The sequence below is a fragment of the Streptomyces sp. NPDC058195 genome (genome assembly GCF_042883525.1).
Classification (GTDB): Bacteria; Actinomycetota; Actinomycetes; order Streptomycetales; family Streptomycetaceae; genus Streptomyces.
Genome location: NZ_JBHVVM010000034.1, coordinates 19,127 through 43,640, shown reverse-complemented (window position 1 = coordinate 43,640; position 24,514 = coordinate 19,127). Strand labels below are relative to the sequence as shown.

Genomic DNA, 24,514 nt, shown 5'->3' with positions numbered 1-24,514 from the left:
TTCCGGGCGCGGGGAAGTGGGTGCGGCAGAGCTGCGACATCTATAAATTGCAAAATTATGCAATTAACTACATGCTTTGTTTTGAAGTGTCCGCCGCTGGCTGCGGGCGCGTCCGTGCCGAGCCGTGCCCCGGGGAGCTCCGGGGGTGAAGGGGGTCCGTGGTCGTGCCGGTTCCGGGAAGCCCAGGTCGTGACGGAGTACGTACTCCTCCTCTTTCCGCACTGCTCGCAGCGCGGGTGCGCGCACTGCTGCCCCGCCGCTCCGACATCGAGGCCATGCGCCGCGACCCGCGCCGCGATCTGCTGGCCGGGCTCACCGTCGCCATCGTGGCGCTGCCGCTCGCCCTCGGCTTCGGGGTCTCCTCCGGGCTCGGCGCCGAGGCGGGGCTCGCCACCGCGGTGGTGGCCGGTGCGCTGGCCGCGCTGTTCGGCGGCTCCAACCTCCAGGTCTCCGGACCGACCGGGGCGATGACGGTCGTGCTCGTACCGATCGTCGCCGAGTACGGGCCCGGCGGCGTGCTGACCGTGGGACTGATGGCGGGGGTCCTGCTGATCGGGCTGGCCCTGCTGCGGGCGGGCCGGTACATGCGGTACGTGCCGGCGCCGGTGGTCGAGGGCTTCACCCTGGGCATCGCCTGTGTCATCGCGCTCCAGCAGGTCCCGAGCGCGCTCGGCGTGCCCAAGCCCGAGGGCGAGAAGGTGCTGGTGGTGGCCTGGCGGGCGGCCGGGGAGTTCGCGACGGCGCCGAACTGGACCGCCGCGGGCCTCGCGGCCGGGGTGGCCGCCGTGATGCTGCTGGGCGCCCGGCTGCGGCCCACCGTCCCGTTCTCGATCGTCGCGGTGATCGCCGCGACCGTGGTCGTCGAGGTGTTCCGGCCGTCCGGGGCGCGGCCGATCGGCGCTCTCCCGTCCGGGCTGCCCGTCCCCTCGCTGGACTTCCTGGACACGGCGGCGCTGGGCACGCTGCTGGCGCCCGCCGTCGCGGTGGCCGCGCTCGCGGCGCTGGAGTCGCTGCTGTCGGCCACCGTCGCCGACGGGATGACGGTCGGCCAGCAGCACGACCCGGACCGGGAGCTGTTCGGCCAGGGCGTCGCGAACCTGGCCGCCCCGTTGTTCGGCGGCGTCCCGGCGACCGCCGCCATCGCCCGTACCGCGGTCAACGTCCGTACGGGGGCGAGCTCGCGGCTGGCCGCGCTCACCCACGCCGCCGTCCTCGCCGCCATCGTCTTCGCGGCGGCCCCGCTCGTCTCCCGCATCCCGCTCGCCGCGCTGGCGGGCGTCCTGGTGGCCACCGCGATCCGCATGGTCGAGGTCGGCTCGCTGCGGGCGATGGCCCGCGCCACCCGGTCGGACGCCGCGGTCCTCGTCCTGACGGCCGTCGCCACGCTCGTCCTCGACCTGGTCCAGGCGGTGATCATCGGTCTGGTGGTGGCCGGGGCGCTGGCCCTGCGGGCGGTGGCCGGTCAGGCCCGGATGGACCGGGTGGAGCTGCGCCCCGAACTGCTCGGCGACCACAGCGAGGAGGAGCACGCGCTGCTGGCCGAGCACATCGTCGCCTACCGGATCGACGGGCCGCTCTTCTTCGCCGGGGCCCACCGCTTCCTGCTCGGACTCTCCGAGGTCGCCGACGTCCGGGTGGTCGTCCTGCGGATGTCGCGGATCACGACCGTGGACGCCACCGGCGCCCTGGTGCTCAAGGACGCCGTGCAGAAGCTCAACCGGCGCGGCATCGCCGTACTGGCCTCCGGGATCAGGCCCGGCCAGCGCCGCGCGCTGGAGGCCGTCGGCGCGCTGGAACTGCTGCGGCCGGACGGGCGGGACTACGACACCACCCCGCAGGCCATCGCGGCCGCCCGCGCCCGGCTGCACCGCGCCGGGCCGGTCCCGGGGGAGGTGTCCGGGGCGTGACGGAACGCTTCGGCGCCCTGCCACTGCGCCATGTCCTGACCCTGCCCATGAGGGGCGCCGCCGTCCGCACGGCGCGTGAGACCACCGAGCGGGTGCTGGCCGAGTGGGGCATCGGGCCGCACCATCCCAGCGTCGGCCCGGCCCTGCTGATCCTCAGCGAGCTGGTCGCCAACAGCGTCCGGCACGCGGCCGTGGCCTCCGCGGACGTGACCGTGTTCTACGCGGCGGGCCCGGACACCTTCGTCTTCGGCGTCCACGACAGCCACCCGTACCGGCCCGCCCTGACCGCCCCGGCACCCGGCAGCGGCCTCGCCGCGGTCGCCGAACTCACGCACGGCCTCGGGGGCACCGCCGTGGTGCGCGGCGACGCGGAAGGGCCCGGGAAGAGCATCTGGGTCACCGTCCCGCTGCGCGACGCGTAGCGGGGCTCTCACGGGGGATGTTCTTCCTGGCTAAAGTTGGCAATTCACGAGGTCGGCATGGTGGGGCAGGCGCGCGAGGATGGCCCCATGGCGAAAAATTTTGGGTGGACGCGATGCACGGGACACGCACGGCCGCGACGGGCCGACCGGCCGGCCGGGGGCACGAGGCCGCTTCGATGAGCGCGCCGCTGTACCAACTGAAGGCGGAGTTCTTCAAGACCCTCGGCCACCCCGTACGCATCCGGGTGCTGGAGCTCCTGAGCGAGCGGGAGCACGCGGTCTCCGAGATGCTGTCCGAGATCGGCGTCGAGCCCGCCCACCTCTCCCAGCAGCTGGCCGTCCTGCGCAGGGCGAACCTGGTGGTCACCCGGCGGGAGGGCTCGGGGGTGTACTACTCCCTGGCCAACCCCCAGGTGGCGGAGTTGCTGAAGGTCGCCCGGACGATCCTGTCCGGCGTCCTCGCGGGCCAGGCGGAGCTGCTGGCGGACCTGCGCGCGACGGAGTAGCGCGCAGGCCGTGAGCGGAGTGGTGCGAGGGCCGGGGCGGAGCGCTCCCCGCCCGGCACTCCCGGGCCCACCGGCGGGAGACCGGCTCCGGGCGGCCAGGAGGACCGCCGCCGCTGTCCGCCGCCGCCGTCCGCCGCACGGCGTCCCGGGGCCTGGCGTCCCGGGGCCTGGCGTCCCGCGGGTGATGGGTGGCGTCAGCCTGGCGGGTACGCAAAGATCCTCCCCAAGCACTAGCCTGATTCTTTTGCCTACCCATTACTCTTGTGGGAAGGCCACGCTGGGTGGCCATGGAGGAGTGAGATGAGGAGCAGCAACCCGGTCTTCTCGCGACGGGGCTTCAGCCGCGACAACGGATACGCGGGCTTCAACACGGCGCCGCAGGCCGGGGCCCCCGCAACGGGCGCCAACCCGTACGCGCAGGGCACCGCCGCGAACCCGTACGCCACCAACCCCTACGCCCAGCCGGACGTCCAGCACGGCGCCCCGCAGGCACCGGCGCGCACCGGCGCCATGACGATCGACGACGTCGTCACGCGCACGGCCATCACGCTGGGCACCGTGGTGCTCGGCGCCGCGGCCGCCTGGTGGCTGCTGCCGGTCGACGAGGCGAACCTCGGCAAGTCGTACGGCATCGCGATCGGCGCCGCCCTGGTGGCGTTCGTCCTGTCGCTCGTCCAGTCCTTCAAGCGCAGGCCCGTTCCGGCGCTGATCGTCTCGTACGCGGCCTTCGAGGGCGTCTTCCTCGGGGTGATCTCCAGCGCGGTCAGCACCTACATCGGACCGGGCGTCGTGATGCAGGCGGTGATGGGCACCATGTGTGTCTTCGCCGGTGTCCTCGTCGCGTACAAGATGCGCTGGATCCGTGTCACCCGCCGGTTCTACGGCTTCGTGATGGCCGCGGCCATGGGCTTCATGCTCCTGATGATGGTGAACCTGCTGTTCGCCGTCTTCGGCGGCGGTGACGGCCTGGGCTTCCGCAGCGGTGGCCTCGGCATCCTCTTCGGTGTCATCGGCATCATCCTCGGTGCCTGCTTCCTGGCCCTGGACTTCAAGCAGGTCGAGGACGGCATCGCCTTCGGCGCGCCCCGCGAGGAGTCCTGGCTGGCCGCCTTCGGCCTCACCATGACGCTGGTGTGGATCTACCTGGAGATGCTGCGTCTGTTCTCCATCCTCAGCGGCGACGACTGATCCGTCGTCCCGCCCCGTACGACGGGAACGGCCCGCAGGCACACCGCCTGCGGGCCGTTCCCGCGTTCCGGGGCCGGTTGCCGGGCGGGTGCGCTGGCCAGGGTCCGGGCGGGGCGCGTAGGGTCGCCGGGTGCTCGATACGACCCCGCTGATCATCGCCGTCGACCGGTTCGCCGACCGGCTGCGTTCCGCCCCGCAGAGCCGCTTGCAGCGCGGCGCCGCCGCCGAGGGCCTGGCCGCGGCCCGGGAGCTGGCGCGGCGCGCCCAGCGGATCGAGGCGCCGGACCGGGAGCCGTACGTGCTGCCGGACGCCGGGCTCTTCACGGTCGGCGACCAGCTCGCCGTGGCCGGGCGGGATCTGGCCCTGGCACTGGAAACGGCCCCGTCGGCGGAGCTTGACGAGGCCGTGCACTGGGTGAACGAGGCCGCCGCGCGCGCGTTCGCGTAGCGGCGGGAAAGGAGCGTGGGGGCGCTCCGTCAGAACGAGGCGATGACCCGGTCGGCGAGGATGTAGACGTTCTCCGTGCCGCAGGAGAACGTCAGGGCGTACGCGCCGGAGACGCCGGAGCCGCCCAGCAGCACCGGGTGCTCACCGGCGCGCAGCGAGTCGGCCAGCCGCTCGGCCGTCTCGCGGTGACCGGGGGTCATACAGAGCGTGGTGCCGTCGGCGAAGACGTAGACATCGAGCGTGCCGAGCGGGCCGGGGCGCACATCGGCGAGTTCCGTACGGTTCTCGGCCAGCTCCTCCAGCCGGCGCACGGTGCGCTCGTGGTCCGTGACGACCGGGGTCCGCACCGGTACGAAGTCGGGGTGCGAGGGGTGGCGGCGGCGGGCGGCGGCCAGCTCCGGGGAGTCCTCGGCGACCTCCGCCGCACCGGGCAGCTCGGACAGCTCGGAGAAGTCCGACACCTCGGCCAGCTCCGCCAGCTCGTCGAGGGCCTCGGCGGTGTCGGCGTCGAGCGGGTCGAAGCCCACGAGGTCGGCCTGGCGGGGCAGGAAGAACGCGGCGTCCTCGCCCGCTCCGGCCAGCCCGCCCAGGAGGGAGGGGGCGTCGGTGGCGTCGCGTGCCTCCTGGGTGGCCCAGAAGGCACGGGCCTCGGCCAGCTCGCGCTCCCGCTCCTCGGCCAGCGCCTCGGCGACGGCCGCACGTATCTCGGCGACGGGAGTGGCGTGACAGCCGCGGTTCTGCGCGGGCACGGTGGCACCGTGCGTACGCGCCTCCTCGGCCAGTTCCGCACGGAGGGACTTCACCTGCCTCCGCAGTCCGTGAGCGGCATGCAGAGCGGCGGCGCCCACGGCCGTGGCGGCGGCGGTGGTCAGCAACAGGGCAAGAGACATGGCGCTCACTGACATACTCCCGGTTTCAATCGATCCCCGACGTTCCTACCCCAGCTTGTGCCCTGGCCGCGCCCCCTGTCAGTGCATTACGTCACGAATTGGACAGGTCTTTCGGCCTGGGGTTTAACCCTGTTCTACCTGTGACCTGGGCATATGCCACTCCCCCAGGAGGAAGGTCACATCCTGGGGGAGATTCGGTCACGTTCGGAACTCGGCTGGATCGGTCCGGACCGGACGGGATTCGGTCAGCGCACCGGCCGGGACGGGATCAGCTGAGCCGCTCGATGACCATCGCCATGCCCTGGCCGCCGCCCACGCACATGGTCTCCAGGCCGAACTGCTTGTCGTGGAACTGGAGGCTGTTGATCAGCGTGGTGGTGATCCGGGCGCCGGTCATGCCGAAGGGGTGGCCGACGGCGATGGCGCCGCCGTTGACGTTGACCTTCTCCAGCGGCAGGCCGAGGTCGCGGTAGGAGGGGATCACCTGGGCGGCGAACGCCTCGTTGATCTCGGCCAGGTCGATGTCGTCGATGGTCAGCCCGGCCCGCTTCAGCGCCTGCTTGCTGGCCTCGACCGGCCCGTAGCCCATGATCTCGGGGGAGAGGCCGCTGACGCCGGTCGAGACGATCCGGGCCAGCGGGGTCAGGCCCAGCTCACGGGCCTTGGTGTCGGACATGATCACGAGCGCGGCGGCGCCGTCGTTGAGCGGGCAGCAGTTGCCCGCGGTGATCAGGCCGTCCGGGCGGAACACCGGCTTCAGGCCCTGCACGCCCTCCATCGTGACGCCCGCGCGCGGACCGTCGTCCTTCGAGACGACCGTCCCGTCCGGAGTGGTCACCGGGGTGATCTCGCGCTCCCAGAAGCCCTTCTTCAGGGCCTCCTCGGCGAGGTTCTGCGAGCGGACGCCGAACTCGTCCATGTCCTGGCGGGTGACGCCCTTGAGCCGGGCCAGGTTCTCCGCGGTCTGCCCCATCGCGATGTACGCGTCCGGCACCAGGCCTTCCTCGCGCGGGTCGTGCCAGCCCTCGCCGCCCTGCTCCGCGCGGGCCGCGGTGCGGGCCTCGGCGTCGGCGAACAGCGGGTTGTGCGTGTCCGGCAGGCTGTCGGAGTTGCCCTTGGTGAAGCGGGACACCATCTCGACCCCGGCCGAGAGGAAGACGTCGCCCTCACCGGCCTTGATGGCGTGCAGTGCCATCCGGCTGGTCTGGAGCGAGGACGAGCAGTAGCGGGTGATCGTGCAGCCGGGGAGGTGGTCCATCCCCATCCGCACCGCGATGATGCGGCCCAGGTTGTTGCCCTGCTCGCCGCCGGGAAGGCCGCAGCCGAGCATCAGGTCGTCGATGTCCCTCGGGTCCAGCCCGGGGACCTTGGCCAGCGCGGCCTGGATGATCGTGGCGGTCAGGTCGTCCGCACGCAGATCCTTCAGCGAGCCCTTGAAGGCCCGGCCGATCGGGGAACGGGCGGCAGAGACGATCACGGCTTCGGGCATCACGCGGCTCCATGAGGGCTGGAAGGCGGGTTCTGGCAGGTGCTGCTGATGTGCTGCGGCAGGTACTGAAAGGGAAGTTACCCGTACGTACCGCGCGGGTCACCGGGGAGCGCGTGTGACGCCGACCTCTTTTCTAAGCGCTCGCTCAGTCGATCATCCGGCCGGGAGGTTGCGCGTGTCCCCGTGCGTCCCGTCATCGGTCTCCCCCGGCCGCTTCCTCCGCATCCCGCCATCGGTCTCCCCGGGCCGCTCCCTCCGCGTCCCGCTGTCCGGCATCGGGGGCGCGCCCGCCCCCGCCTCCGGCGCCGGGCCGGGATGCGGGTGCGGGTGCGGGGCGGGCTCCGTGGTGGCGGGCAGACGCCGCCGCCTGCGGTGCTTGAGCAACGCCCAGGGCGCCCGCGCCCCCGTGACCTCCGTGCCGGCCTCCCGGGCCGCCTGGGAAGCGGCCTTGGCCACCGGCAGCATGTCCTCGCGCCGTGCGCCGTCCAGCCGGTCGGACTCCGGCCACAGGCCCAGCACCGCGCAGAGCGTCGGCAGCAGGGCCATCGCCGCCGTGGCGTACCCCTCCGCCGACGGGTGGTAGTTGTCCGGGCCGAACAGCTCCCGCGGATTGGCCTCGAACTCCGGCCCGAGCAGATCGCCCAGCGACACCGTGCGTCCGCCCTGCTCCACCGAGCCGATCGTCTGCGCCGCGGCCAGTTGCCGGCTCGCCCGCCGGGCCAGCCAGCGCAGCGGCTGGTAGACCGGCTCGATCGTGCCCAGGTCGGGGCAGGTGCCGACGACCACCTCCGCCCCCGCCGTCCGCAGCCTGCGCACGGCGGTGGTCAGGCAGCGCACCGACTGGGTGGCGGGGATGCGGTGCGTCACGTCGTTCGCGCCGATCATGATCACGCAGACATCCGGAACCCCGGCGGCCTCGGAGAGAAGCAGCGAGACCTGCCGTTCCAGATCGTCCGACCGGGCCCCCGGCTGACCCACGTTGCGCAGGTCCACCGGCCGCTCGGACACCGCCGCGAGCCCCGAGGCGAGCAGCGCACCCGGGGTCTGCCCGGCCCGGCGCACCCCCTGCCCGACCGCCGTCGAGTCACCCAGCAACCCCAGCCGCAGGGGCTCCGCGGGCCCGGCGAACGCCACCCCGTACCGCCCGTCCGCGCTCGGCGGGACCGGTGCGATCCCGCCGCCCACCTGCCGCTTCGCCAGGTGGACCTCCGCCAGCAGTACGCCGACGGCCGCGGCGCCGAGCAGTCCGATGCTGCCTCCGCCGTAGGCCGCGCCCGCCGCGATCCGCCGTGCCACTCGCGCTCTTGACACAGTCCGGTCCACCTCCTCGTCGCCGTACCCCGTACATACAGCTAACTGCCCCGCGCGGACCGTTCCTCAATCGCCCGCCCGATCGCTTCGCCCGATCTCCCGCCCGTACGCATACGCTTGCCGGACCATTACGGAGACCCCGGAGTAGACGGTGCAATTCCACGATTCGATGATCAGTCTCGTCGGCAACACCCCGCTGGTGCGGCTGCGCAGTGTCACGGCCGGTATCCAGGCGACAGTCCTGGCCAAGGTCGAGTACTTCAACCCTGGAGGCTCGGTCAAGGACCGGATCGCCCTGCGCATGATCGAGGCCGCCGAGCAGAGCGGCGAGCTGAAGCCGGGCGGCACCATCGTCGAGCCGACCAGTGGCAACACTGGCGTCGGCCTGGCGATCGTCGCCCAGCAGAAGGGCTACAAGTGCATCTTCGTCTGCCCGGACAAGGTGTCCACGGACAAGATCAACGTGCTGCGCGCCTACGGCGCCGAGGTCGTCGTCTGCCCGACGGCCGTCGACCCCGAGCACCCCGACTCCTACTACAACGTCTCCGACCGGCTGGTCCGCGAGACGCCCGGAGCCTGGAAGCCTGACCAGTACTCCAACCCCAACAACCCGCGTTCCCACTACGAGACCACCGGTCCCGAGCTGTGGGAGCAGACGGAGGGGAAGATCACCCACTTCGTCGCGGGCGTCGGTACCGGCGGCACGATCAGCGGGACCGGCCGCTACCTGAAGGAGGTCAGCGACGGTGCGGTGAAGGTGGTCGGCGCGGACCCGGAGGGCTCGGTCTACTCCGGCGGCTCCGGGCGGCCGTACCTCGTCGAGGGCGTCGGCGAGGACTTCTGGCCGAGCGCCTACGACCGTACGGTGACGGACGAGATCGTCGCCGTGTCCGACAAGGACTCCTTCCAGATGACCCGCCGCCTCGCCAAGGAGGAGGGCCTGCTGGTCGGGGGCTCCTGCGGGATGGCGGTGGTCGGCGCGCTGGAGGTCGCCAAGCGGCTCGGCCCGGACGACGTGGTCGTCGTCCTGCTGCCGGACAGCGGTCGCGGGTACCTCAGCAAGATTTTCAACGACGAATGGATGGCGGACTACGGGTTCCTGGAGGACTCCGGTCCGTCGGCCCGGGTCGGGGACGTGCTCGACCACAAGGAGGGCCCGATTCCCACGCTCGTCCACATGCACCCCGAGGAGACCGTCGGCGAGGCGATCGACGTGCTGCGCGAGTACGGCGTCTCCCAGATGCCGATCGTGAAGCCGGGGGCCGGACACCCGGACGTGATGGCCGCGGAGGTCGTCGGTTCGGTGGTGGAGCGGGAACTGCTGAACGCGCTGTTCGCCCAGCGCGCCGCGCTCTCCGACCCGCTGGAGAAGCACATGTCGCCGCCGCTGCCGCAGGTCGGCTCCGGCGAACCGGTCGAGGACCTGATGGCGGCGCTCGGTGGCGCGGACGCGGCGGACGCGGCGATCGTGCTGGTGGAGGGCAAGCCGAAGGGCGTGGTCAGCCGCCAGGACCTGCTGGCCTTCCTCGCGAAGGAAGCGACGACCGGCAAGGCGTGAGAGGACCCCCAGGGCCCTCCTTCGCGAAATCGGTACGCGCGCGACACGTGCGCGCAGCACCGGCTTAACACGGGTCAGGCAGATTGGCGGGTGCTGGCGGGGAAGCCCGCCGGCACCCGGAACGGCGACACGGACTACGGAGCGGCTCCCGGACCTCCACCGTCGCCAGGACGCGGTACCGGCCCTGGCCGGGCCGCGTGCGTTGCGGGGACCGCCGTCGTCCCGCCCCCTGGGCTTCCCGGGGGTGCGGCGGTCCCCGCGTCGGTTCCCCGGTCCCGGGCCCGCGGCCGTGGTCCTTGGGCCCGGCTCCCGGTCCGTGGCCCCGGTGCTCAGTCCTCCCAGCCGGAGTCCGCGCGGCGCGCGGGGCCCGGGTGGCTGCGGAGCGCGTGCACCGCGTTGACCGCGAAGATCCCGAGCCAGGCGACGATCAGGCCCCCGGTGCGGGCGGTCGAGGCGCCGATGGCCGACAGCGGGACGGCCAGGACCAGCGAGACGATCCCGAAGCCGTACCGTTCGCCGAATCCCGTCAGGGGGCGCGGATGGCGTTCCTGGCGGGCGACGCCCACCCGCTGCTCGGCGAGATGGCGCCGTACGCGGCGGTCGAGCGTCCGGTCCATCCGCTGGTCGACCTTCTCCAGGAAGGACTCCACGAGCGCGGGCTCGTACTCCGGCCCCAGCTCTTTACGGGCTTGCAGGGCGGCGTCGAGCTCGCTCCTGAGCTCGGGGTCTCCGGATGTCATGCCCCTCACGCTAGGAGCCGACGGCCCCGCGCGCAGTGGGGCTGTCCCCCCTCTTTCCCGGGGGGAATGCCTCACGGGAAAGAGGCGGCCGGGGAGACGGCCACGGCCCGGACGGAGAAGACCCCCGGGCGGCCCCGCGCCGCGGGCCTTCACACGGCGGTGGCGTTCCTGGCCCTCGGCCGTCGAGGTGGTCGAGGTGCTGGAGGGCGGTTCCTGAGCGGCGGTCGGCCCGCTGGGCTCCGGCACCCCGGCTGCATATGGACATGCAGATGCCATCCTGACTGAATGGATGTGTCGGCGCCGGATCATCCGGATCATGGTGCGCCGGATCGACCGAGGGGACAGCATGAGCGGGAGCGGCCCGGCCGCGCGGTTGCAGCGGCTCTTCGAGGGGCACCGGCTCACCCCCACCCAGCGCCGTATCGCGCACTCGATGGTGCGCAGGGCGGGGGACGTGCCGTTCCTGTCCAGCGTGGAGCTGGCCGAGCTCGCCGGGGTCAGCCAGCCGTCCGTCACCCGGTTCGCCGTGGCGCTCGGCTTCGACGGCTACCCGGCGCTCCGCAAGCACCTGCGGGAGCTCGCCCCCGCCGGAGCCGGGCCGGGCGAGGGGGACGACGCGCCCAACGAGTACCAGCAGGCGGTGCTCGGAGAGATGGAGAACCTCCGGCACCTGGCCGAACTGCTCGCCGACCCGGGGCCCATCGAGCACGCGGGCAGGCTGCTGGCGGCCTCGCGCCCGCTGCCGGTGCTCGGGCTGCGGGCCGCCTCCTCGCAGGCGCGCGGCTTCGGGTACTTCGCGGCCAAGGTCCACCCCGACGTCCGGGTGCTCGACGAGGGCGGCAGCATGCTCCAGGACCGGATCGACGCGGCCCGGCGCGCGGGTGCCACCGCCCTGATCTGCTTCGCGCTGCCCCGGCACCCGAAGGAGGTCGTGGACGCCCTCGCGTACGCCCGTGAGCAGGGGCTGACTGTCGTCTCGGTCGCGGACTCCGCTTTCGCGCCCGTCGCCGGGCACAGCGATCTGCTGATCCCCGCCGCCGTCGGCACCGGGCTCGCCTTCGACACCGCGTGCGCCCCCATGCTGCTGGGGCGGGTCCTGCTGGAGGCGATGTGCGACGCCCTGCCCGGCGCACAGGCCCGGCTGGAGGAGTTCGACGCCCGAGCGGCGGCGCGGGGACTGTTCGTCGAGTAGGCCGCCGGGACCGGCGGTGCCCCCGGGTGCAGGGGCCTGCGACGGGCCGGGAGAATCGGGTCATGCTGGAACTGCTGCCGGGGATCGGTGCGGAGCTGCCGGGCGGGGTGGGAACGCTCCGGTTCGGAGCGGGGCCCGAGGAGGCCCGGACCCTGCTGGAGGCCGCCGCGGCCCGGACGTACTGGGGGTTGCAGTGCAGCGCGCTGACGCTCCCGGAGTACGCCGAACTGCGCCATGCCCATGACGCCTGGTTCTCCGGCTATCTCCACCAGCCGGGCTGGAACGTCGTCGCCGAGTTCGACGGGGTGCAGGTGACCCTGGACGGCGGGGGCCCGGACGCCGCGGACCGGCTCGCACGGATCAGGATCACCCGGACACGGCAGGCGCCCGGCGCGGAGGGCACGGGGGTGGTGTGGGACGGCGTCGACCTGTTCGGACACCCCTGCGAGGAGATCCTCGCCGTGCTCCCGGAGCCGGTCCGGCCACCGGAGGCGCGGGGGTGGGCGGCCGTGCCGCGGCTCTCGCTCTGCCTGGGCGGGGAGAACGTCCCCGCCGGTGAGCCGTGGCGAGACCTCGCCCTCGCGGGGGACGGGCACGCGGGCTGGTCGCGCTGCTGCGCGGGCCGGTTCGGCTGCGCCGCGGGCGGCAACGGCCTGGTCGGGCTCATGTTCTGACGGCCGTACCGCCACGGTCCGGGGCGCCGCGCCCGGTGGGGCGCGGCGCGCACGCGGGGATCCGCTGCGGCCCGGTCGGCCGTACGCCGTTACGGCCGGGGCGGCTGCGGGGGCAGATGGCGGGGGGAGGGCGCCGAAGGTGTGGTGGGCGGCGGGTAGGCGACGTGGTGCGCCGGGGCGTCGATCAGCGCGCCGATCCGGGCAGCCGCGCGGCGGCCCTCGGCGCGGAGGCGGTCGATGTCGATCCGGTCCTCCGCGAACAGGGTGAGCACGGCCGAGTCGCCCGCCGCGTACGCCGCCAGACAGCCGGACTCGCCGCGCACGAGGAACTCGCCGAAGCCGCCCCGGTCGGCCGCTTCCGTCATCCGGACCGCGACGCCGAGGGCGCTCGCGGTCAGCGCGGCGACGGTGTCGGGCTCTATCTCGGGGGCGTCATGGGCCAGTACGAGACCATCGGTACCGGCGACCAGAGAACCGGACACCAGCGGTAATCCGGTACGTAATCGGCGGAGTTCGGCCAGCACGTCACGCGGCCCGGACTCGGGCGCCGGTGGCTGCTTCGTCCCGGCGCGCAGTCTGAGTGCTCGGATCACAGGAGCCTCCCATGGGGTTCGAACCGGTCCGCGAAGGGCACCCGAGACAGGCGGACACCCGCCCCGGACCGGGATTCGGTGTGACCATGAGGCTACGCATCGTGCATCCTCCGGGTGAGGATCCGGGCAAATTCCACCGGCACATGCACCGGGGCACAGGTGTGCGTGGAGGGCGCGCGGTGGGGGCTGCGGGGCGATCCGTGCGCGGGGCGGAAGTGTGCGCCGCCCGTGTGTGACGGCGCGCGACTGTTGACTACAACTATTCAGGCCCCCAGGATGTGAATGGAGAGTTTACAGTCGCGAGGAGGCATCGCCATGTCAGGACCCCGCCCCGTACGGGCACCGCGCGGTACGGAACTGAGCGCCCTGGGGTGGCAGCAGGAGGCCGCCCTGCGCATGCTCCAGAACAACCTGGACCCCGAGGTCGCCGAGCACCCCGACCAGCTCGTCGTCTACGGCGGCACCGGGAAGGCGGCCCGCGACTGGCGCTCCTTCGACGCGATGGTGCGCACGCTGCGGACGCTCAAGCAGGACGAGACGATGCTCGTCCAGTCCGGCCGCCCGGTCGGCGTCATGCAGACCCACGAGTGGGCGCCGCGCGTCCTGATCGCCAACTCCAACCTGGTCGGCGACTGGGCGAACTGGGAGGAGTTCCGCCGCCTGGAAGCGCTCGGGCTCACCATGTACGGCCAGATGACCGCCGGTTCCTGGATCTACATCGGCACCCAGGGCATTCTCCAGGGCACGTACGAGACCTTCTCCGCCGTCGCCGCGAAGAAGTTCGGCGGGACGCTGGCGGGCACGATCACCCTGACCGCCGGGCTCGGTGGCATGGGCGGGGCCCAGCCGCTCGCGGTGACCATGAACGACGGCGTCGCGATCTGTATCGACTGCGACCCGCGCGCCATCGAGCGCCGGATCGAGCACCGCTACCTGGACGTGCGCGCCGACTCCCTGGAGCACGCGCTCCAGCTCGCCACCGAGGCCCGGGACGCCCGCCGCCCGCTCTCCATCGGCCTGCTGGGCAACGCGGCGGAGCTGCTGCCCCGGATGCTCGCCGAGGGCGCCCCCATCGACATCGTCACCGACCAGACCAGCGCGCACGACCCGCTGGCGTACCTCCCGCTCGGCGTCGACTTCGACGAGATGGCGACGTACGCGGCCAAGGACCCGGCGGGCTTCACCACCCGCGCCCGCGAGTCGATGGCGCGGCACGTCGAGGCGATGGTCGGCTTCATGGACGCCGGGGCCGAGGTCTTCGACTACGGCAACTCCATCCGCGGCGAGGCCCAGCTCGCCGGGTACGAGCGGGCGTTCGCCTTCCCCGGCTTCGTGCCCGCCTACATCCGGCCGCTGTTCTGCGAGGGCAAGGGCCCCTTCCGCTGGGCCGCCCTGTCCGGCGAGGCGTCGGACATCGCGAAGACCGACCGGGCGATCCTCGACCTCTTCCCGGAGAACGAGTCGCTGCACCGCTGGATCGGCATGGCCGGTGAGCGGGTCCGCTTCCAGGGCCTGCCCGCCCGGATCTGCTGGCTCGGCTACGGGGAGCGCGACCGGGCCGGTGAGCGCTTCAACGACATGGTGGCGAGCGGCGAGCTGGCCGCGCCGCTGGCCATCGGGCGCGACCACCTGGACTGCGGCTCCGTGGCCTCCCCGTACAGGGAGACCGAGGCCATGCTCGACGGTTCCGACGCGATCGCCGACTGGCCGCTGCTCAACGCCATGGTCAACGTGGCCTCCGGGGCCTCCTGGGTCTCCCTCCACCACGGCGGCGGCGTCGGCATGGGGCGCTCCATCCACGCCGGGCAGGTGACCGTCGCCGACGGCACGAAGCTCGCGGGCGAGAAGATCCGCCGGGTGCTCACCAACGACCCGGGCATGGGCGTCATCCGGCACGTCGACGCCGGGTACGACAGCGCGGAGACGGTCGCCGCCGACAAGGGCGTACGGGTGCCGATGAAGGAGGACGGCCAGTGAGCCTGCCTTCCGGGGACGGCAGGGAGGCCGGGGCGGAGCGGGGCCCCCGGCCTGAGGCCGACACGGCTCCCCGGCCCGGGGCCGGTCCGCCGCCGTCGTTCCAGGAGATGTGGCGGGAGCTGCTGCCGGTCGGCCGGAACGAGGACAGCGGCGGCTACCGCCGTTACGCCTGGAACGGCGCCGACGCCGACTGCCGCGCCTGGTTCCGCGCCCAGGCCGAGACCCGTGGGCTCACCTACGAGGTGGACCGGAACGGCAACCAGTGGGCCTGGCTCGGCGACCCCCTCGCCGGGGACGCCGTCGTCACCGGGTCGCACCTGGACTCCGTACCGGACGGCGGCGCCTTCGACGGGCCGCTCGGCGTGGTCTCCTCCTTCGCCGCGCTCGACGAACTCCGCCGCAGGGGAGCGGAGTTCGTCCGGCCGCTGGCCATCAGCAACTTCGGCGACGAGGAGGGGGCCCGCTTCGGGCTCGCCTGCGTCGGTTCCCGGCTCGCCGCCGGGCAACTGACCGCGGAGGCGGCGCACCTGCTCCGCGACGGCGACGGCATCACCCTGCCGCAGGCCATGGAGGCGGCCGGATACGACCCCGAGGCCATCGGCCCGGACCCCGAACGGCTCGCCCGCATCGGCGCGTTCGTCGAACTCCACGTGGAGCAGGGGCGCGCCCTCGGCCTCACCGGCGACCCGGTCGGCATCGCCTCCGCGATCTGGCCGCACGGCCGCTGGCGGTTCGACTTCCGGGGCGAGGCCAACCACGCGGGCACCACCCGCCTCGCCGACCGGCGCGACCCGATGCTCACGTACGCCGAGACCGTGCTGGCCGCCCGCCGCGAGGCGGAGCTCGCCGGAGCCGTCGCCACCTTCGGCAAGGTCGCCGTGGAGCCCAACGGCGTCAACGCCATCCCGTCCCTGGTACGCGGCTGGCTCGACTCCCGGGCCGCCGACCAGGCCGCGCTGGACGCCGTCGTCACCGGCGTCGAACGGGCCGCGCGGGAGCACGCCGGGCGGGCCGGGATCGACCTCGACGTCGTACGCGAGTCCTTCACGCCCGTCGTCGAGTTCGAACACGCCCTGCGCGACGAACTCGGCCGGATCCTCAAGGGGCGCGGCGGCGACGCGGACGGCCGCCCGGTCCCCGTCCTGGGCACCGGCGCCGGACACGACGCGGGTATTTTGTCCGCGTCGGTCCCCACCGCCATGCTGTTCGTGCGGAACCCCACCGGGATCTCGCACTCGCCCGCCGAACACGCCGCCGAAGACGACTGCGCGGCCGGGGTCGCCGCACTCGCCGACGTACTGGAAGGTCTCGCGTGCAGCTGACAACCCCACCGGCCGCGGCCGGGACAGCGACAGCCGGGCCGGCCGCCCCGCCGGCCGCGTCCGGACCGGCGGCGGTGCGGCCCGCGGCGCGGGCCGAGGCGGCCGGCCGTCCCGCCCCCGTGACGTACTGGCTCTCCCACGCCTGGCTCGGCACCCACGTCGAGCCGGGCGTCGCCCTGGACGTCTCCGACGGGCTGATCGCAGGCGTCCGCACCGGTGTCCCCACCCCGCCGCCCGGCGCCACCGTGCTGCGCGGGCTCACCCTCCCCGGGCTCGCCAACACCCACTCGCACGCCTTCCACCGAGCCCTGCGCTCCACCGTCCAGGTCGGCTCCGGCACCTTCTGGACCTGGCGCGAGACGATGTACCAGGTCGCCTCCCGGCTCACCCCCGACTCCTACTACGACCTCGCCCGCGCCGTGTACGCGGAGATGGCGCTGGCGGGCATCACCGGCGTCGGCGAATTCCACTATCTGCACCACGCACCCGGCGGTACCCCCTACGACAACCCGAACGCCATGGGCGAGGCGCTGATCGCGGCGGCGGCCGAGGCGGGCATCCGGATCACCCTGCTGGACACCGCCTACCTCTCCGCGGGCTTCGGCGACCGTCCCGCCCAGTACCGCGAGCCCGACCCGCACCAGCTCCGCTTCTCCGACACCACCGCCGAGGCCTGGGCCGAACGCGCCTCCCTCCTCAAGGGCGGTGGCCACGCCCTGATCGGTGCGGCCGTCCACTCCGTGCGCGCGGTGCCCGCCGACCAGCTCGCGACCGTGGCCGCCTGGGCGGAGGAACGGCAGGCCCCCCTCCACGTCCACCTCTCCGAGCAGACCGCGGAGAACGACGCCTGCCTCGCCGCCCACGGCCGCACCCCCGCCCGGCTCCTCGCCGACCACGGGGTTCTCGGCCCGCGCACCACCGGCGTCCACAACACCCACCTCACCGCCGAGGACATCGCCCTCATCGGCTCCACCACGACGGGTACCTGCATGTGCCCCACCACGGAACGCGACCTCGCCGACGGGATCGGCCCCGCCGCCGCCCTCCAGCGGGCCGGATCGCCGCTCTCCCTCGGCAGCGACAGCCACGCCGTGATCGACCTCTTCGAGGAGGCGCGGGCGATGGAGCTGAACGAACGGCTGCGCACCCGGACCCGCGGCCACTGGACCGCCGCCGCCCTGCTGCGCGCCGCGACCGCCGACGGCCACGCGGCGCTCGGCCGCGCCGGGGCGGGCGTCATCGAACCCGGGGCGCCCGCCGACCTGGCGACCGTCGCCCTGGACTCGGTCAGAACCGCGGGACCGGCGCCCCGGCTCGCCGCCGAAGCGGCCGTATTCGCCGCCTCCGCGGCCGATGTGCGGCACACGGTCGTGGCGGGCCGCCACATCGTCCGCGACGGGCGGCACGTGCTTGTCGAGGACGTACCCGCGGCACTGGCCTCGGCCATCGCCGCACTCCACCGCTGACGCCGGACCCCCGCGAGGAGAACAGCCCCCCGATGACGACGACCGCCATCACCCACATCACCACCCTGATCACCAACGACCCCTCCCGCGGCGCGGACTCCCCCCTGGGACCGATCAGGGACGCGGCCGTCGTCATCGAGGGCGACCGGGTCGTCTGGACCGGTGAATCAAGCAGAGCACCCGCCACGGACAACGCCGTCGACGCGGGCGGCCGGGCGATGATCCCCGGCTTCGTCGACTCCCACTCCCACCTGGTGTTCGCGGGCGACCGCACCGAGGAGTTCAACGCCCGGATGTCCGGCCGCGCCTACAGCGCCGGTGGCATCAGGACCACGGTCGCCGCCACCCGCGCCGCCACCGACGAGGAACTCGACGCCAACGTCACCCGCTACCTCGCCGAGGCGCTGCGCCAGGGCACCACCACCCTCGAGACCAAGTCCGGCTACGGACTCACCGTCGAGGACGAGGCCCGTGCGCTGCGCATCGCCGCCCGGCACACCGAGGAGGTCACCTACCTCGGCGCCCACATCGTCCCCCCGGACCACGCCGACGACCCGGCCGGATACGTCGGCCTGGTCACCGGGAGGATGCTCGACGCCTGCGCCCCGTACGCCCGCTGGATCGACGTCTTCTGCGAGCGGGGCGCCTTCGACGGCGACCAGGCCCGCGCGATCCTCACCGCGGGCCTGGCGAAGGGCCTGCACCCCCGCGTCCACGCCAACCAGCTCGGCCACGGTCCCGGCGTCCAGCTCGCGGTGGAACTCGGCGCCGCTTCCGCCGACCACTGCACCCACCTCACCGACGCCGACGTCGATGCCCTGGCCCAGGGCACCACCGTCGCCACCCTGCTCCCCGGCGCCGAGTTCTCCACCCGCGCCGCCTGGCCGGACGCCCGCCGCCTGCTCGACGCGGGCGCCACCGTCGCCCTCTCCACGGACTGCAACCCGGGCTCGTCGTTCACCTCCTCCGTGCCCTTCTGCATCGCACTCGCCGTACGCGACATGGGCATGACGCCGGACGAGGCCCTCTGGTCCGCCACCGCGGGCGGCGCCGCGGCCCTGCGCCGTACGGACATCGGCCGCATCGCCCCCGGGGCCCGCGCCGATCTGGTGCTCCTGGACGCGCCCAGCCACGTCCACCTGGCCTACCGGCCGGGCGTGCCGCTGGTCCACGCGGTCTGGCGGCACGGCCGACGCGTCGTCTGACCCGCGCACGGTCCGGGCGCGCCGCGAGGCGTTCCGGGCACGCGGAAGGGCCCGTCCCCCACGGCTGATGCCGAGGAACGGGCCCTTCCGCACGTCCGGCGTACCGTACGCCCGCTCACTCCTCCAGCGTCAGTCCCTTGCGGAGCCTGACCAGGGTGCGGGAGAGCAGCCGGGACACGTGCATCTGCGAGATGCCCAGCTCCTCACCGATCTCCGACTGCGTCATATTGGCGACGAACCGGAGCGAGAGGATGCGGCGTTCGCGCCGCGGCAGGGACGCGATCATCGGCTTCAGCGACTCGACGTACTCGATGCCCTCGAGTCCGTGGTCCTCGTAGCCGATCCGGTCCGCCAGCGTGCCCTCGTGCTCGTCCTCCTCGGGCTTGGCGTCCAGCGAGCTCGCGGTGTACGCGTTGCTCGCGGCCATGCCCTCGACCACTTCGTCGTGGGTGATGCCGAGGCGGTCGGCGAGCTCGCCCACAGTGGGCGAACGGTCCAGTTGCTGGGCGAGCTCGTCGCCCGCCTTGGCCAGGTCGAGCCGGAGTTCCTGAAGGCGGCGCGGGACGCGCACGGACCAGCTGGTGTCGCGGAAGAAGCGCTTGATCTCGCCGACGATGGTCGGCATCGCGAACGTGGGGAACTCCACGCCGCGGCTGAGCTCGAACCGGTCGATCGCCTTGATCAGACCGATCGTGCCGACCTGGACGATGTCCTCCATCGGTTCGCTGCGGGAGCGGAACCGGGAGGCGGCGAACCTGACCAGCGCCAGGTTCAGTTCGACGAGCGTGTTGCGGACGTACGCGTACGCGTGGGTTCCCTCTTCGAGGGATTCCAGCCGTTTGAAGAGTGTCTTGGACAGCGCCCTGGCGTCCAGCGGATCCACCTCGTCGAACGGCGGGATCTCGGGAAGTCCTTCGAGGCCGCTGTCGGCGGCGGGAGAGCCCGCGGCGGGGGATTCCGCGGCGAGGGAATCCGCGACAAGGGTGCCTGCGGCAGGGAAGCCGGCCGGGGTCGTCTTCTGAGGACATGCTGACGTCGCGTTGTGGGGACGCGTTCCGTCGAGCCGGGGTGACATGGGTCTCCTCCATCGTTCTCGGCATATGGCTGCCGATGCCCATACGTGTGCCTGCGGTGAAGCGGCGCCTCCGAAGCCGGTCGTGTCGGGTGGGTGTTCTCTACCCTTACCCGTTCCGGACAGGCAGTTACAAGCGCCAATTGCCGCTATATGTCCGGTTTGTTGGGGTCCTTGGGTATCGCGTGGCACACAGACCGCACGCGAACCGCGTAATCTTTCAAGAACGTCAGAGACAGCACCTACGCATCCGTGCACACAGCGGCGCGGGCAGTGACGAACGGCGAAGAGGGGCGGCATGGACCGCGGGACGGTCGGCAGTGCGAATCGGGGTCGACTTCAGGTCGGGGTCCGGACCGAAGGGCGCAGTGAGGTCGTGACGCCCGTGGGTGAGCTCGATCACCACACGGCGGACCTTCTGCGAGAGCCCCTGGAGCATGCGGTCGAGCAGGGCCGGGCGCGCCTGGTGGTCGACTGCTCGGGGCTCGAATTCTGTGATTCCACCGGGCTCAATGTGCTGCTCGGTGCCCGCCTGAAGGCGGAGGCGGCCGGGGGAGGCGTCCATTTGGCCGGGATGCTGCCGGTGGTGGCGCGGGTCTTCGAGATCACCGGCGCCGAGGCGGTCTTCACCGTCCACGACTCCCTGGAAGCGGCCCTGGAGACGTGACCGGGACGCGTGGCGTGGTCCCGGGCGCCCCTGGTGTTGCCCGTGTCACGCGATCCGCGCGGACGAAGCGGGTGTTGTCACGATTCGGCCGGGCAGAAGACATCCGGCGGGGCGATGGACGACCCGAACGCTCCGTAGCGGTACCTGTACCCGTATCCGTATCCAGATCCGTGACGGCACATGCAACTGCAACTGGAACTGCCGAGCTGTTTCGGCGGCGACATGGCGAATCGGTGAGGTGAAGCGCTGATGAGCACCACCCGGCAGCATCCGCCGGGCGACCTCGGCCGCGAGCCGCAGGGCGTCGGCACGGATGCGGAGGCGAGCGCCGCCGCACCCGCACCCGAGCCCCCGCCCGAGCCCGCCGAGCGGCAGTGGCGCACCCTGGCGCTGCGCGGTGTCCCCGGAGTCGTGCCGGCCGCCCGGGACTTCGCCCGGCAGTCGCTGTACGCGTGGGGCTGGCTCCCCGCCTCCGGCGCCGACGCCCGCGCCGCCGCCGAGGACGTCCTGCTGGTCGTCTCCGAGCTGGTCACCAACGCCTGCCTGCACGCCGAGGGCCCGGAGGAGATCCGGATCGCCCGCACGGCGAAGGTGCTGCGGGTGGAGGTCGTCGACTCGGGCGCCGGGCAGCCCGCGCCCCGTACGCCGCACCGCGCCGGACGGCCCGGCGGCCACGGCATGTTCATCGTGCAGCGGCTCTGCCTGGACTGGGGCGTCCTGCGGGTGCCCGGCAGGTCCGGCAAGACCGTCTGGGCGGAGCTGGCCGCACCCGCGTAGGCCCCGTTCATCCCACCGTCGAGGAGCGCGCCGGATCGGCGCGCTCTTTGTCTTCCCTCCATAAGGCGCCGGGCGTACCTTGAGCGCCCGATCTGATGTGTCGTCAGTAACTTGCGTCGGCGGCAACCGGCGTGCGGCGACTACCTGCATGAGGGGAACTCAGGTGTCCTACCAGAAGCGAACAGCTCTCGCGCTGGCGTCCGCGCTGGCGGGCACGGTGGTGCTGATGGCCGCGCCCGCCGCCCACGCCACGGTCGTGGATGTCAACTACAAGTGCAAGACCCCGATCGGCGACAAGGCCGCCGTCTCGCCCATCGACATCAAGAGCGTCAAGAGCGGCGGGGGGTACCGGCTCACGATGTCCTTCCAGAAGGGCGTCTCGTCCAGCCCCGTCGAGCTGGGCAAGGGCGCGATGAACCCCAGCGCCGTCATCACGGTGGGCGGGGCCGATTCCGGCCAGGTGCAGGTCTCCGGCGCGGCGAACTCCGCCGCGATACCCGCCAACACCCCCATCAAGATCAGCGACCTGTCGGGTACGTACACCCCGAAGAAGAGCGGCAAGGTCGACTTCACCGCCGGAGTGCTCACCATCAAGGCGCTCGGTACGACGACGACCTGCACCCCCGGCAACAACCCGGGCCCCTCGCTCCAGCTCGACGTGAAGGCCTCCGGCGCGCCGCAGGGGACCTCGGACGACGGGGGAGGCCAGCTGCCGAAGACCGGCCCGCTGGACTCGGCGGTGGCCCTCGGCACGCTGGGCGGCACGGTGCTGCTGGCCGGTGCGGCTGGGGTGCTCTGGCTGACCCGGCGCGGTCAGGGTCAGGGCGCCGCGGGGCGCTGAGGTACTGAGCCCCCCGCCGCCGCCGTCACGTCCAGGGAGCCGCCCATGCCGTCGCCGCCCGGTCATGCCGCCCGACTCGTCCTCGCCGTCATGCTGTGCGCCCTCGTCCTTGCTCCGGCCCCGGCGGCCGGGGCCGTGCCGGAGCCCTCCGGGCCGCCGGCCGCCGCCTCGTGGACGGCGCGGCCCGCGGTGAACGGCTCCGGCACGGGCGGCAGACCGTACGTCTACCTGGAGGGTCCGCCCGGGGCCGTGCTGCACGACGGGCTCTCGGTCACCAACCCGGGCCGGTCCCCGGTCACCGTACGGCTGAACGGTTCGGGCCTCGGGGGGCGGCTGCGTACGGCCGCCGCCGAGGTGACCGTCCCGGCCCGCACCCGGGCCGACGTGCCGTTCACCGTGACGGTGCCGGACACGGCGACGCCCGGCGAGCACCCCGGCGCGATCGTGGTGCGCGGCGGGGGCCGCTCGGTGGACGTACGGGTCCGGACGCGGGTCGTCGGGCCGACGCTGGCCGCGCTCACCGTGGAGGACGTCGCCGTGTCCGGGGGGCTCATCCGCTACACGCTGGTCAACCGCGGCACCGCGGACCTCGCCCCGCGGCTCGCGGTCCGGGCCGACGGGGTGTTCGGGACGCTGCTGCGGCGCGAGGTCCGCACCCTGCCGGTACGGGTGCGGCCCGGCCAGCGGATCAGCCTCACCGAGCCGTGGGGGGACCGCCCCGCGTTCGACTCGGCGACCGTACGGCTGAACGTCACCGCGGCGGGCGGGGCGCACGACGAGGCGACGGCCCGCGCGGTCTTCGTGCCGTGGCTGCCGCTGACCGCCGGGGCGCTGCTGGTCCTGACCGGCGCGGGCGCGGGCGCGTACGCCCTGCGCCGAAGGCGGGCGCGTGGGCGGCGCCCGGATGACGACGCGGGGCGGCACCCGGATGACGACGCGGGGCGGCGCCCGGACGGCGAGGACGCGGCACAGCGGTCGGACGACGACAGGGAACAACGGCGGCGGGACGGCCGGCAGCACCTCAGGAGCGGACACGTGGCGAAGGCGGGAGCGGAATCGTGACTGGACAGGCCGGACCGGTAGCACTCCGCGGCGGCGGTCACCCCTGGGCAGCCGCGGTGCTGTGCACCGCGCTGCTCATGGCCCTGCTGACCGCCCTGCCGGTGCTTCCCCCGACGACGACGGCCTCGGCGAGCGCCGCCGAGGCGAAGCCCGCCGTCTCCCTTTCCGAGCAGCAGGCGGGCAAGGGCGGTGACATCACCGTGAAGGGCAGCGGCTGGCGCCCCCGTGCCCTGCTGATGATGCTGATCTGCGGCCGGTCCACGACGGACCGGGGCGTGATCGGCGGCACCAACTCCTGCGCCAACGCCGAGGGCCGGGCCGTCACCACCGACGCCCGGGGCGCCTTCCGGAAGAAGCTGCCGGTCTCCGAACCGCCGGTGCCCTGCCCCTGCGTGGTGCACGTCGCGACCGTCACCGGCGAACCCGCCACCGCCGACGCCGCGTTCGTCGTCGCCGGGCACCCGATCGCCGCGCTGCCCAAGGAGGGCGCGGGCGGGCGGCTCGCGGTGCTCGCCACGCCCCGGCTGGAGGGCGAGAGCGGCGTCCTCACCTGGTTCGGCGCCCCGCCGGCCCGGCGGCTGGCCCTCACCGTGGGCAACCTGGGCTCCACCCCGGTCAAGGACCCGGTCTTCGAGGTCGGCACCGCGCACGGCGTCTTCGCCCCGCAGTGGGAGGAGCGGCAGTGGCGGGGCACCATCCCGTCCGGCCGCAAGGCGCGGATCGAACTCCCCGTCGAACTGACGGCGGGCGCCCACGGCGACTACCAGGTGTCGTTGCGGTACGGCGGCAAGGTGCTGGCCGAGCAGCCGTGGGGGGTCGGCCGTCCCTGGGGCGTCACGCTCTTCTGGGTCCTGCTGTGCCTGGTCGTCCCGGCCGCCGTGTTCCGGATCGGCATGGCGATCGTCGACAAGGTGCGGCCCCGCGCCGCGCGGCCCGCGAAGCGCACCCGGAAGCCCCCCGCGAAGCGCACCCCGAAGCCCGGCCGGGAGCGCGGCCCCGGCCGGGGCCCCCAGCACGGCCCGGAGCACGGCGCCGCCCCCGACCGGCCCACCGGACCGGGCGGGGGCTCCGGGCCCGCCGGCTCCCCGGCCACCACCACGGCCGCGCTGCCGTGGTTCACCCCCGATTCCGCACCGTCAGAGAACAGACCGACGAAGGGACATTCGTGAGGACGCAACGCAGGACCGTCGCGACCGGGGTCGCGATG

Annotated in this window: 23 protein-coding genes; 17 read left to right on the top strand and 6 right to left on the bottom strand. The window is 73.3% G+C overall.

Translation table 11 applies throughout. The features are described from left to right. Positions 1–275: 275 nt before the first annotated feature. The 5 genes from ACFVWY_RS31070 (at position 276) to ACFVWY_RS31050 (ending at position 4,471) form a co-directional block, all read left to right on the top strand. Positions 276–1,907 (top strand): SulP family inorganic anion transporter, encoded by a 1,632-nt coding sequence (locus ACFVWY_RS31070; RefSeq protein WP_389878249.1) that lies wholly within the window; start codon positions 276–278, stop codon positions 1,905–1,907. Positions 1,908–1,954: 47 nt separating this feature from the next. Further along, positions 1,955–2,329 (top strand): ATP-binding protein, encoded by a 375-nt coding sequence (locus ACFVWY_RS31065; RefSeq protein WP_389878248.1) that lies wholly within the window; start codon positions 1,955–1,957, stop codon positions 2,327–2,329. A 176-nt stretch (positions 2,330–2,505) separates the two neighbouring features. Next, entirely contained in the window at positions 2,506–2,835 is a 330-nt protein-coding gene (locus ACFVWY_RS31060) for an ArsR/SmtB family transcription factor (RefSeq protein ID WP_389878193.1), read from the top strand. A 300-nt stretch (positions 2,836–3,135) separates the two neighbouring features. Beyond that, complete coding sequence (locus tag ACFVWY_RS31055; protein ID WP_389878191.1) at positions 3,136–4,023, top strand: Bax inhibitor-1/YccA family protein; 888 nt, start codon at positions 3,136–3,138, stop codon at positions 4,021–4,023. Positions 4,024–4,153: 130 nt separating this feature from the next. Then, positions 4,154–4,471, top strand: a complete 318-nt coding sequence (locus ACFVWY_RS31050; RefSeq protein WP_389878190.1) for a hypothetical protein — start codon at positions 4,154–4,156, stop codon at positions 4,469–4,471. 29 nt (positions 4,472–4,500) lie between these two features. On the opposite strand, the gene ACFVWY_RS31045 is transcribed toward ACFVWY_RS31050, so the two are convergent. From ACFVWY_RS31045 to ACFVWY_RS31035, 3 genes are all read right to left on the bottom strand, one after another. Beyond that, complete coding sequence (locus ACFVWY_RS31045) at positions 4,501–5,361, bottom strand: hypothetical protein (protein ID WP_389878189.1); 861 nt, start codon at positions 5,359–5,361, stop codon at positions 4,501–4,503. Between the two features lie 268 nt (positions 5,362–5,629). Next, positions 5,630–6,850 carry an acetyl-CoA C-acetyltransferase gene (locus tag ACFVWY_RS31040; protein ID WP_389878188.1) on the bottom strand — a complete coding sequence of 407 codons (1,221 nt, stop codon included), beginning with the start codon at positions 6,848–6,850 and terminating at the stop codon, positions 5,630–5,632. Between the two features lie 153 nt (positions 6,851–7,003). Further along, positions 7,004–8,146: an SGNH/GDSL hydrolase family protein gene (locus ACFVWY_RS31035; protein ID WP_389878247.1), complete on the bottom strand. Its 1,143-nt coding sequence runs from the start codon at positions 8,144–8,146 to the stop codon at positions 7,004–7,006. A 166-nt stretch (positions 8,147–8,312) separates the two neighbouring features. On the opposite strand from ACFVWY_RS31035, the gene ACFVWY_RS31030 reads away from it, so the two are divergent. Next, positions 8,313–9,719: a cystathionine beta-synthase gene (locus ACFVWY_RS31030; RefSeq protein WP_389878187.1), complete on the top strand. Its 1,407-nt coding sequence runs from the start codon at positions 8,313–8,315 to the stop codon at positions 9,717–9,719. Between the two features lie 329 nt (positions 9,720–10,048). On the opposite strand, the gene ACFVWY_RS31025 is transcribed toward ACFVWY_RS31030, so the two are convergent. Further along, the gene (locus ACFVWY_RS31025; RefSeq protein WP_389878186.1) at positions 10,049–10,459 is read right to left on the bottom strand and encodes a hypothetical protein; all 411 of its coding nucleotides are present in this window, start codon (positions 10,457–10,459) and stop codon (positions 10,049–10,051) included. A gap of 346 nt (positions 10,460–10,805) precedes the next feature. Between ACFVWY_RS31025 and ACFVWY_RS31020 the strand changes: the two genes are divergently transcribed. Continuing rightward, positions 10,806–11,651, top strand: coding sequence for a MurR/RpiR family transcriptional regulator (locus tag ACFVWY_RS31020; protein ID WP_389878185.1), 846 nt, complete (start codon positions 10,806–10,808; stop codon positions 11,649–11,651). 62 nt (positions 11,652–11,713) lie between these two features. After that, positions 11,714–12,325, top strand: a complete 612-nt coding sequence (locus ACFVWY_RS31015; RefSeq protein ID WP_389878184.1) for a hypothetical protein — start codon at positions 11,714–11,716, stop codon at positions 12,323–12,325. Between the two features lie 89 nt (positions 12,326–12,414). On the opposite strand, the gene ACFVWY_RS31010 is transcribed toward ACFVWY_RS31015, so the two are convergent. Beyond that, positions 12,415–12,810 (bottom strand): roadblock/LC7 domain-containing protein, encoded by a 396-nt coding sequence (locus ACFVWY_RS31010; RefSeq protein WP_389878245.1) that lies wholly within the window; start codon positions 12,808–12,810, stop codon positions 12,415–12,417. Between the two features lie 423 nt (positions 12,811–13,233). Here ACFVWY_RS31010 and hutU point away from each other — a divergent pair, with 423 nt between their 5' ends. The 4 genes from hutU to hutI all read left to right on the top strand — a co-directional run bounded on the left by hutU (position 13,234) and on the right by hutI (position 18,888). Beyond that, complete coding sequence (hutU, locus tag ACFVWY_RS31005) at positions 13,234–14,895, top strand: urocanate hydratase (protein ID WP_389878182.1); 1,662 nt, start codon at positions 13,234–13,236, stop codon at positions 14,893–14,895. A 2-nt stretch (positions 14,896–14,897) separates the two neighbouring features. Further along, complete coding sequence (locus ACFVWY_RS31000) at positions 14,898–16,217, top strand: allantoate amidohydrolase (protein WP_389878244.1); 1,320 nt, start codon at positions 14,898–14,900, stop codon at positions 16,215–16,217. A 74-nt stretch (positions 16,218–16,291) separates the two neighbouring features. Then, entirely contained in the window at positions 16,292–17,683 is a 1,392-nt protein-coding gene (locus ACFVWY_RS30995) for a formimidoylglutamate deiminase (protein ID WP_389878242.1), read from the top strand. Between the two features lie 32 nt (positions 17,684–17,715). Beyond that, positions 17,716–18,888, top strand: a complete 1,173-nt coding sequence (gene hutI, locus ACFVWY_RS30990) for an imidazolonepropionase (protein WP_389878181.1) — start codon at positions 17,716–17,718, stop codon at positions 18,886–18,888. Positions 18,889–19,003: 115 nt separating this feature from the next. On the opposite strand, the gene ACFVWY_RS30985 is transcribed toward hutI, so the two are convergent. Next, positions 19,004–19,963, bottom strand: coding sequence for an RNA polymerase sigma factor SigF (locus ACFVWY_RS30985; protein ID WP_389878180.1), 960 nt, complete (start codon positions 19,961–19,963; stop codon positions 19,004–19,006). Positions 19,964–20,258: 295 nt separating this feature from the next. Here ACFVWY_RS30985 and ACFVWY_RS30980 point away from each other — a divergent pair, with 295 nt between their 5' ends. The 5 genes from ACFVWY_RS30980 to ACFVWY_RS30960 all read left to right on the top strand — a co-directional run bounded on the left by ACFVWY_RS30980 (position 20,259) and on the right by ACFVWY_RS30960 (position 24,476). Next, a complete protein-coding gene (locus ACFVWY_RS30980) occupies positions 20,259–20,627 on the top strand; it encodes an STAS domain-containing protein (protein WP_389878178.1) in 369 nt (122 codons plus the stop codon). A gap of 249 nt (positions 20,628–20,876) precedes the next feature. After that, positions 20,877–21,404: an ATP-binding protein gene (locus tag ACFVWY_RS30975; RefSeq protein ID WP_389878176.1), complete on the top strand. Its 528-nt coding sequence runs from the start codon at positions 20,877–20,879 to the stop codon at positions 21,402–21,404. A 163-nt stretch (positions 21,405–21,567) separates the two neighbouring features. Next, on the top strand, positions 21,568–22,245 hold the full coding sequence (locus ACFVWY_RS30970) for a peptidase (protein WP_389878240.1): 678 nt from the start codon (positions 21,568–21,570) through the stop codon (positions 22,243–22,245). A 45-nt stretch (positions 22,246–22,290) separates the two neighbouring features. After that, a complete protein-coding gene (locus ACFVWY_RS30965) occupies positions 22,291–23,307 on the top strand; it encodes a hypothetical protein (RefSeq protein ID WP_389878175.1) in 1,017 nt (338 codons plus the stop codon). Then, on the top strand, positions 23,304–24,476 hold the full coding sequence (locus ACFVWY_RS30960) for a hypothetical protein (RefSeq protein ID WP_389878173.1): 1,173 nt from the start codon (positions 23,304–23,306) through the stop codon (positions 24,474–24,476). Before ACFVWY_RS30965 ends, ACFVWY_RS30960 begins: the two co-directional genes overlap by 4 nt. Positions 24,477–24,514 lie beyond the last annotated feature (38 nt).

What these genes read in the sequence shown, in the direction of transcription:
- ACFVWY_RS30975 (WP_389878176.1), top strand. Translation starts at nt 20,877, where the DNA reads ATGAGCACCACCCGGCAGCATCCGCCGGGCGACCTCGGCCGCGAGCCG.
- ACFVWY_RS31040 (WP_389878188.1), bottom strand. Translation starts at nt 6,850, where the DNA reads ATGCCCGAAGCCGTGATCGTCTCTGCCGCCCGTTCCCCGATCGGCCGG.
- ACFVWY_RS30980 (WP_389878178.1), top strand. Translation starts at nt 20,259, where the DNA reads ATGGACCGCGGGACGGTCGGCAGTGCGAATCGGGGTCGACTTCAGGTC.
- ACFVWY_RS31065 (WP_389878248.1), top strand. Translation starts at nt 1,955, where the DNA reads ATGAGGGGCGCCGCCGTCCGCACGGCGCGTGAGACCACCGAGCGGGTG.
- ACFVWY_RS31025 (WP_389878186.1), bottom strand. Translation starts at nt 10,459, where the DNA reads ATGACATCCGGAGACCCCGAGCTCAGGAGCGAGCTCGACGCCGCCCTG.
- hutI (WP_389878181.1), top strand. Translation starts at nt 17,716, where the DNA reads ATGACGACGACCGCCATCACCCACATCACCACCCTGATCACCAACGAC.
- ACFVWY_RS30965 (WP_389878175.1), top strand. Translation starts at nt 22,291, where the DNA reads ATGCCGTCGCCGCCCGGTCATGCCGCCCGACTCGTCCTCGCCGTCATG.
- ACFVWY_RS31055 (WP_389878191.1), top strand. Translation starts at nt 3,136, where the DNA reads ATGAGGAGCAGCAACCCGGTCTTCTCGCGACGGGGCTTCAGCCGCGAC.
- ACFVWY_RS31020 (WP_389878185.1), top strand. Translation starts at nt 10,806, where the DNA reads ATGAGCGGGAGCGGCCCGGCCGCGCGGTTGCAGCGGCTCTTCGAGGGG.
- hutU (WP_389878182.1), top strand. Translation starts at nt 13,234, where the DNA reads ATGTCAGGACCCCGCCCCGTACGGGCACCGCGCGGTACGGAACTGAGC.
- ACFVWY_RS30985 (WP_389878180.1), bottom strand. Translation starts at nt 19,963, where the DNA reads ATGTCACCCCGGCTCGACGGAACGCGTCCCCACAACGCGACGTCAGCA.
- ACFVWY_RS31060 (WP_389878193.1), top strand. Translation starts at nt 2,506, where the DNA reads ATGAGCGCGCCGCTGTACCAACTGAAGGCGGAGTTCTTCAAGACCCTC.
- ACFVWY_RS31045 (WP_389878189.1), bottom strand. Translation starts at nt 5,361, where the DNA reads ATGTCTCTTGCCCTGTTGCTGACCACCGCCGCCGCCACGGCCGTGGGC.
- ACFVWY_RS31015 (WP_389878184.1), top strand. Translation starts at nt 11,714, where the DNA reads ATGCTGGAACTGCTGCCGGGGATCGGTGCGGAGCTGCCGGGCGGGGTG.
- ACFVWY_RS31070 (WP_389878249.1), top strand. Translation starts at nt 276, where the DNA reads ATGCGCCGCGACCCGCGCCGCGATCTGCTGGCCGGGCTCACCGTCGCC.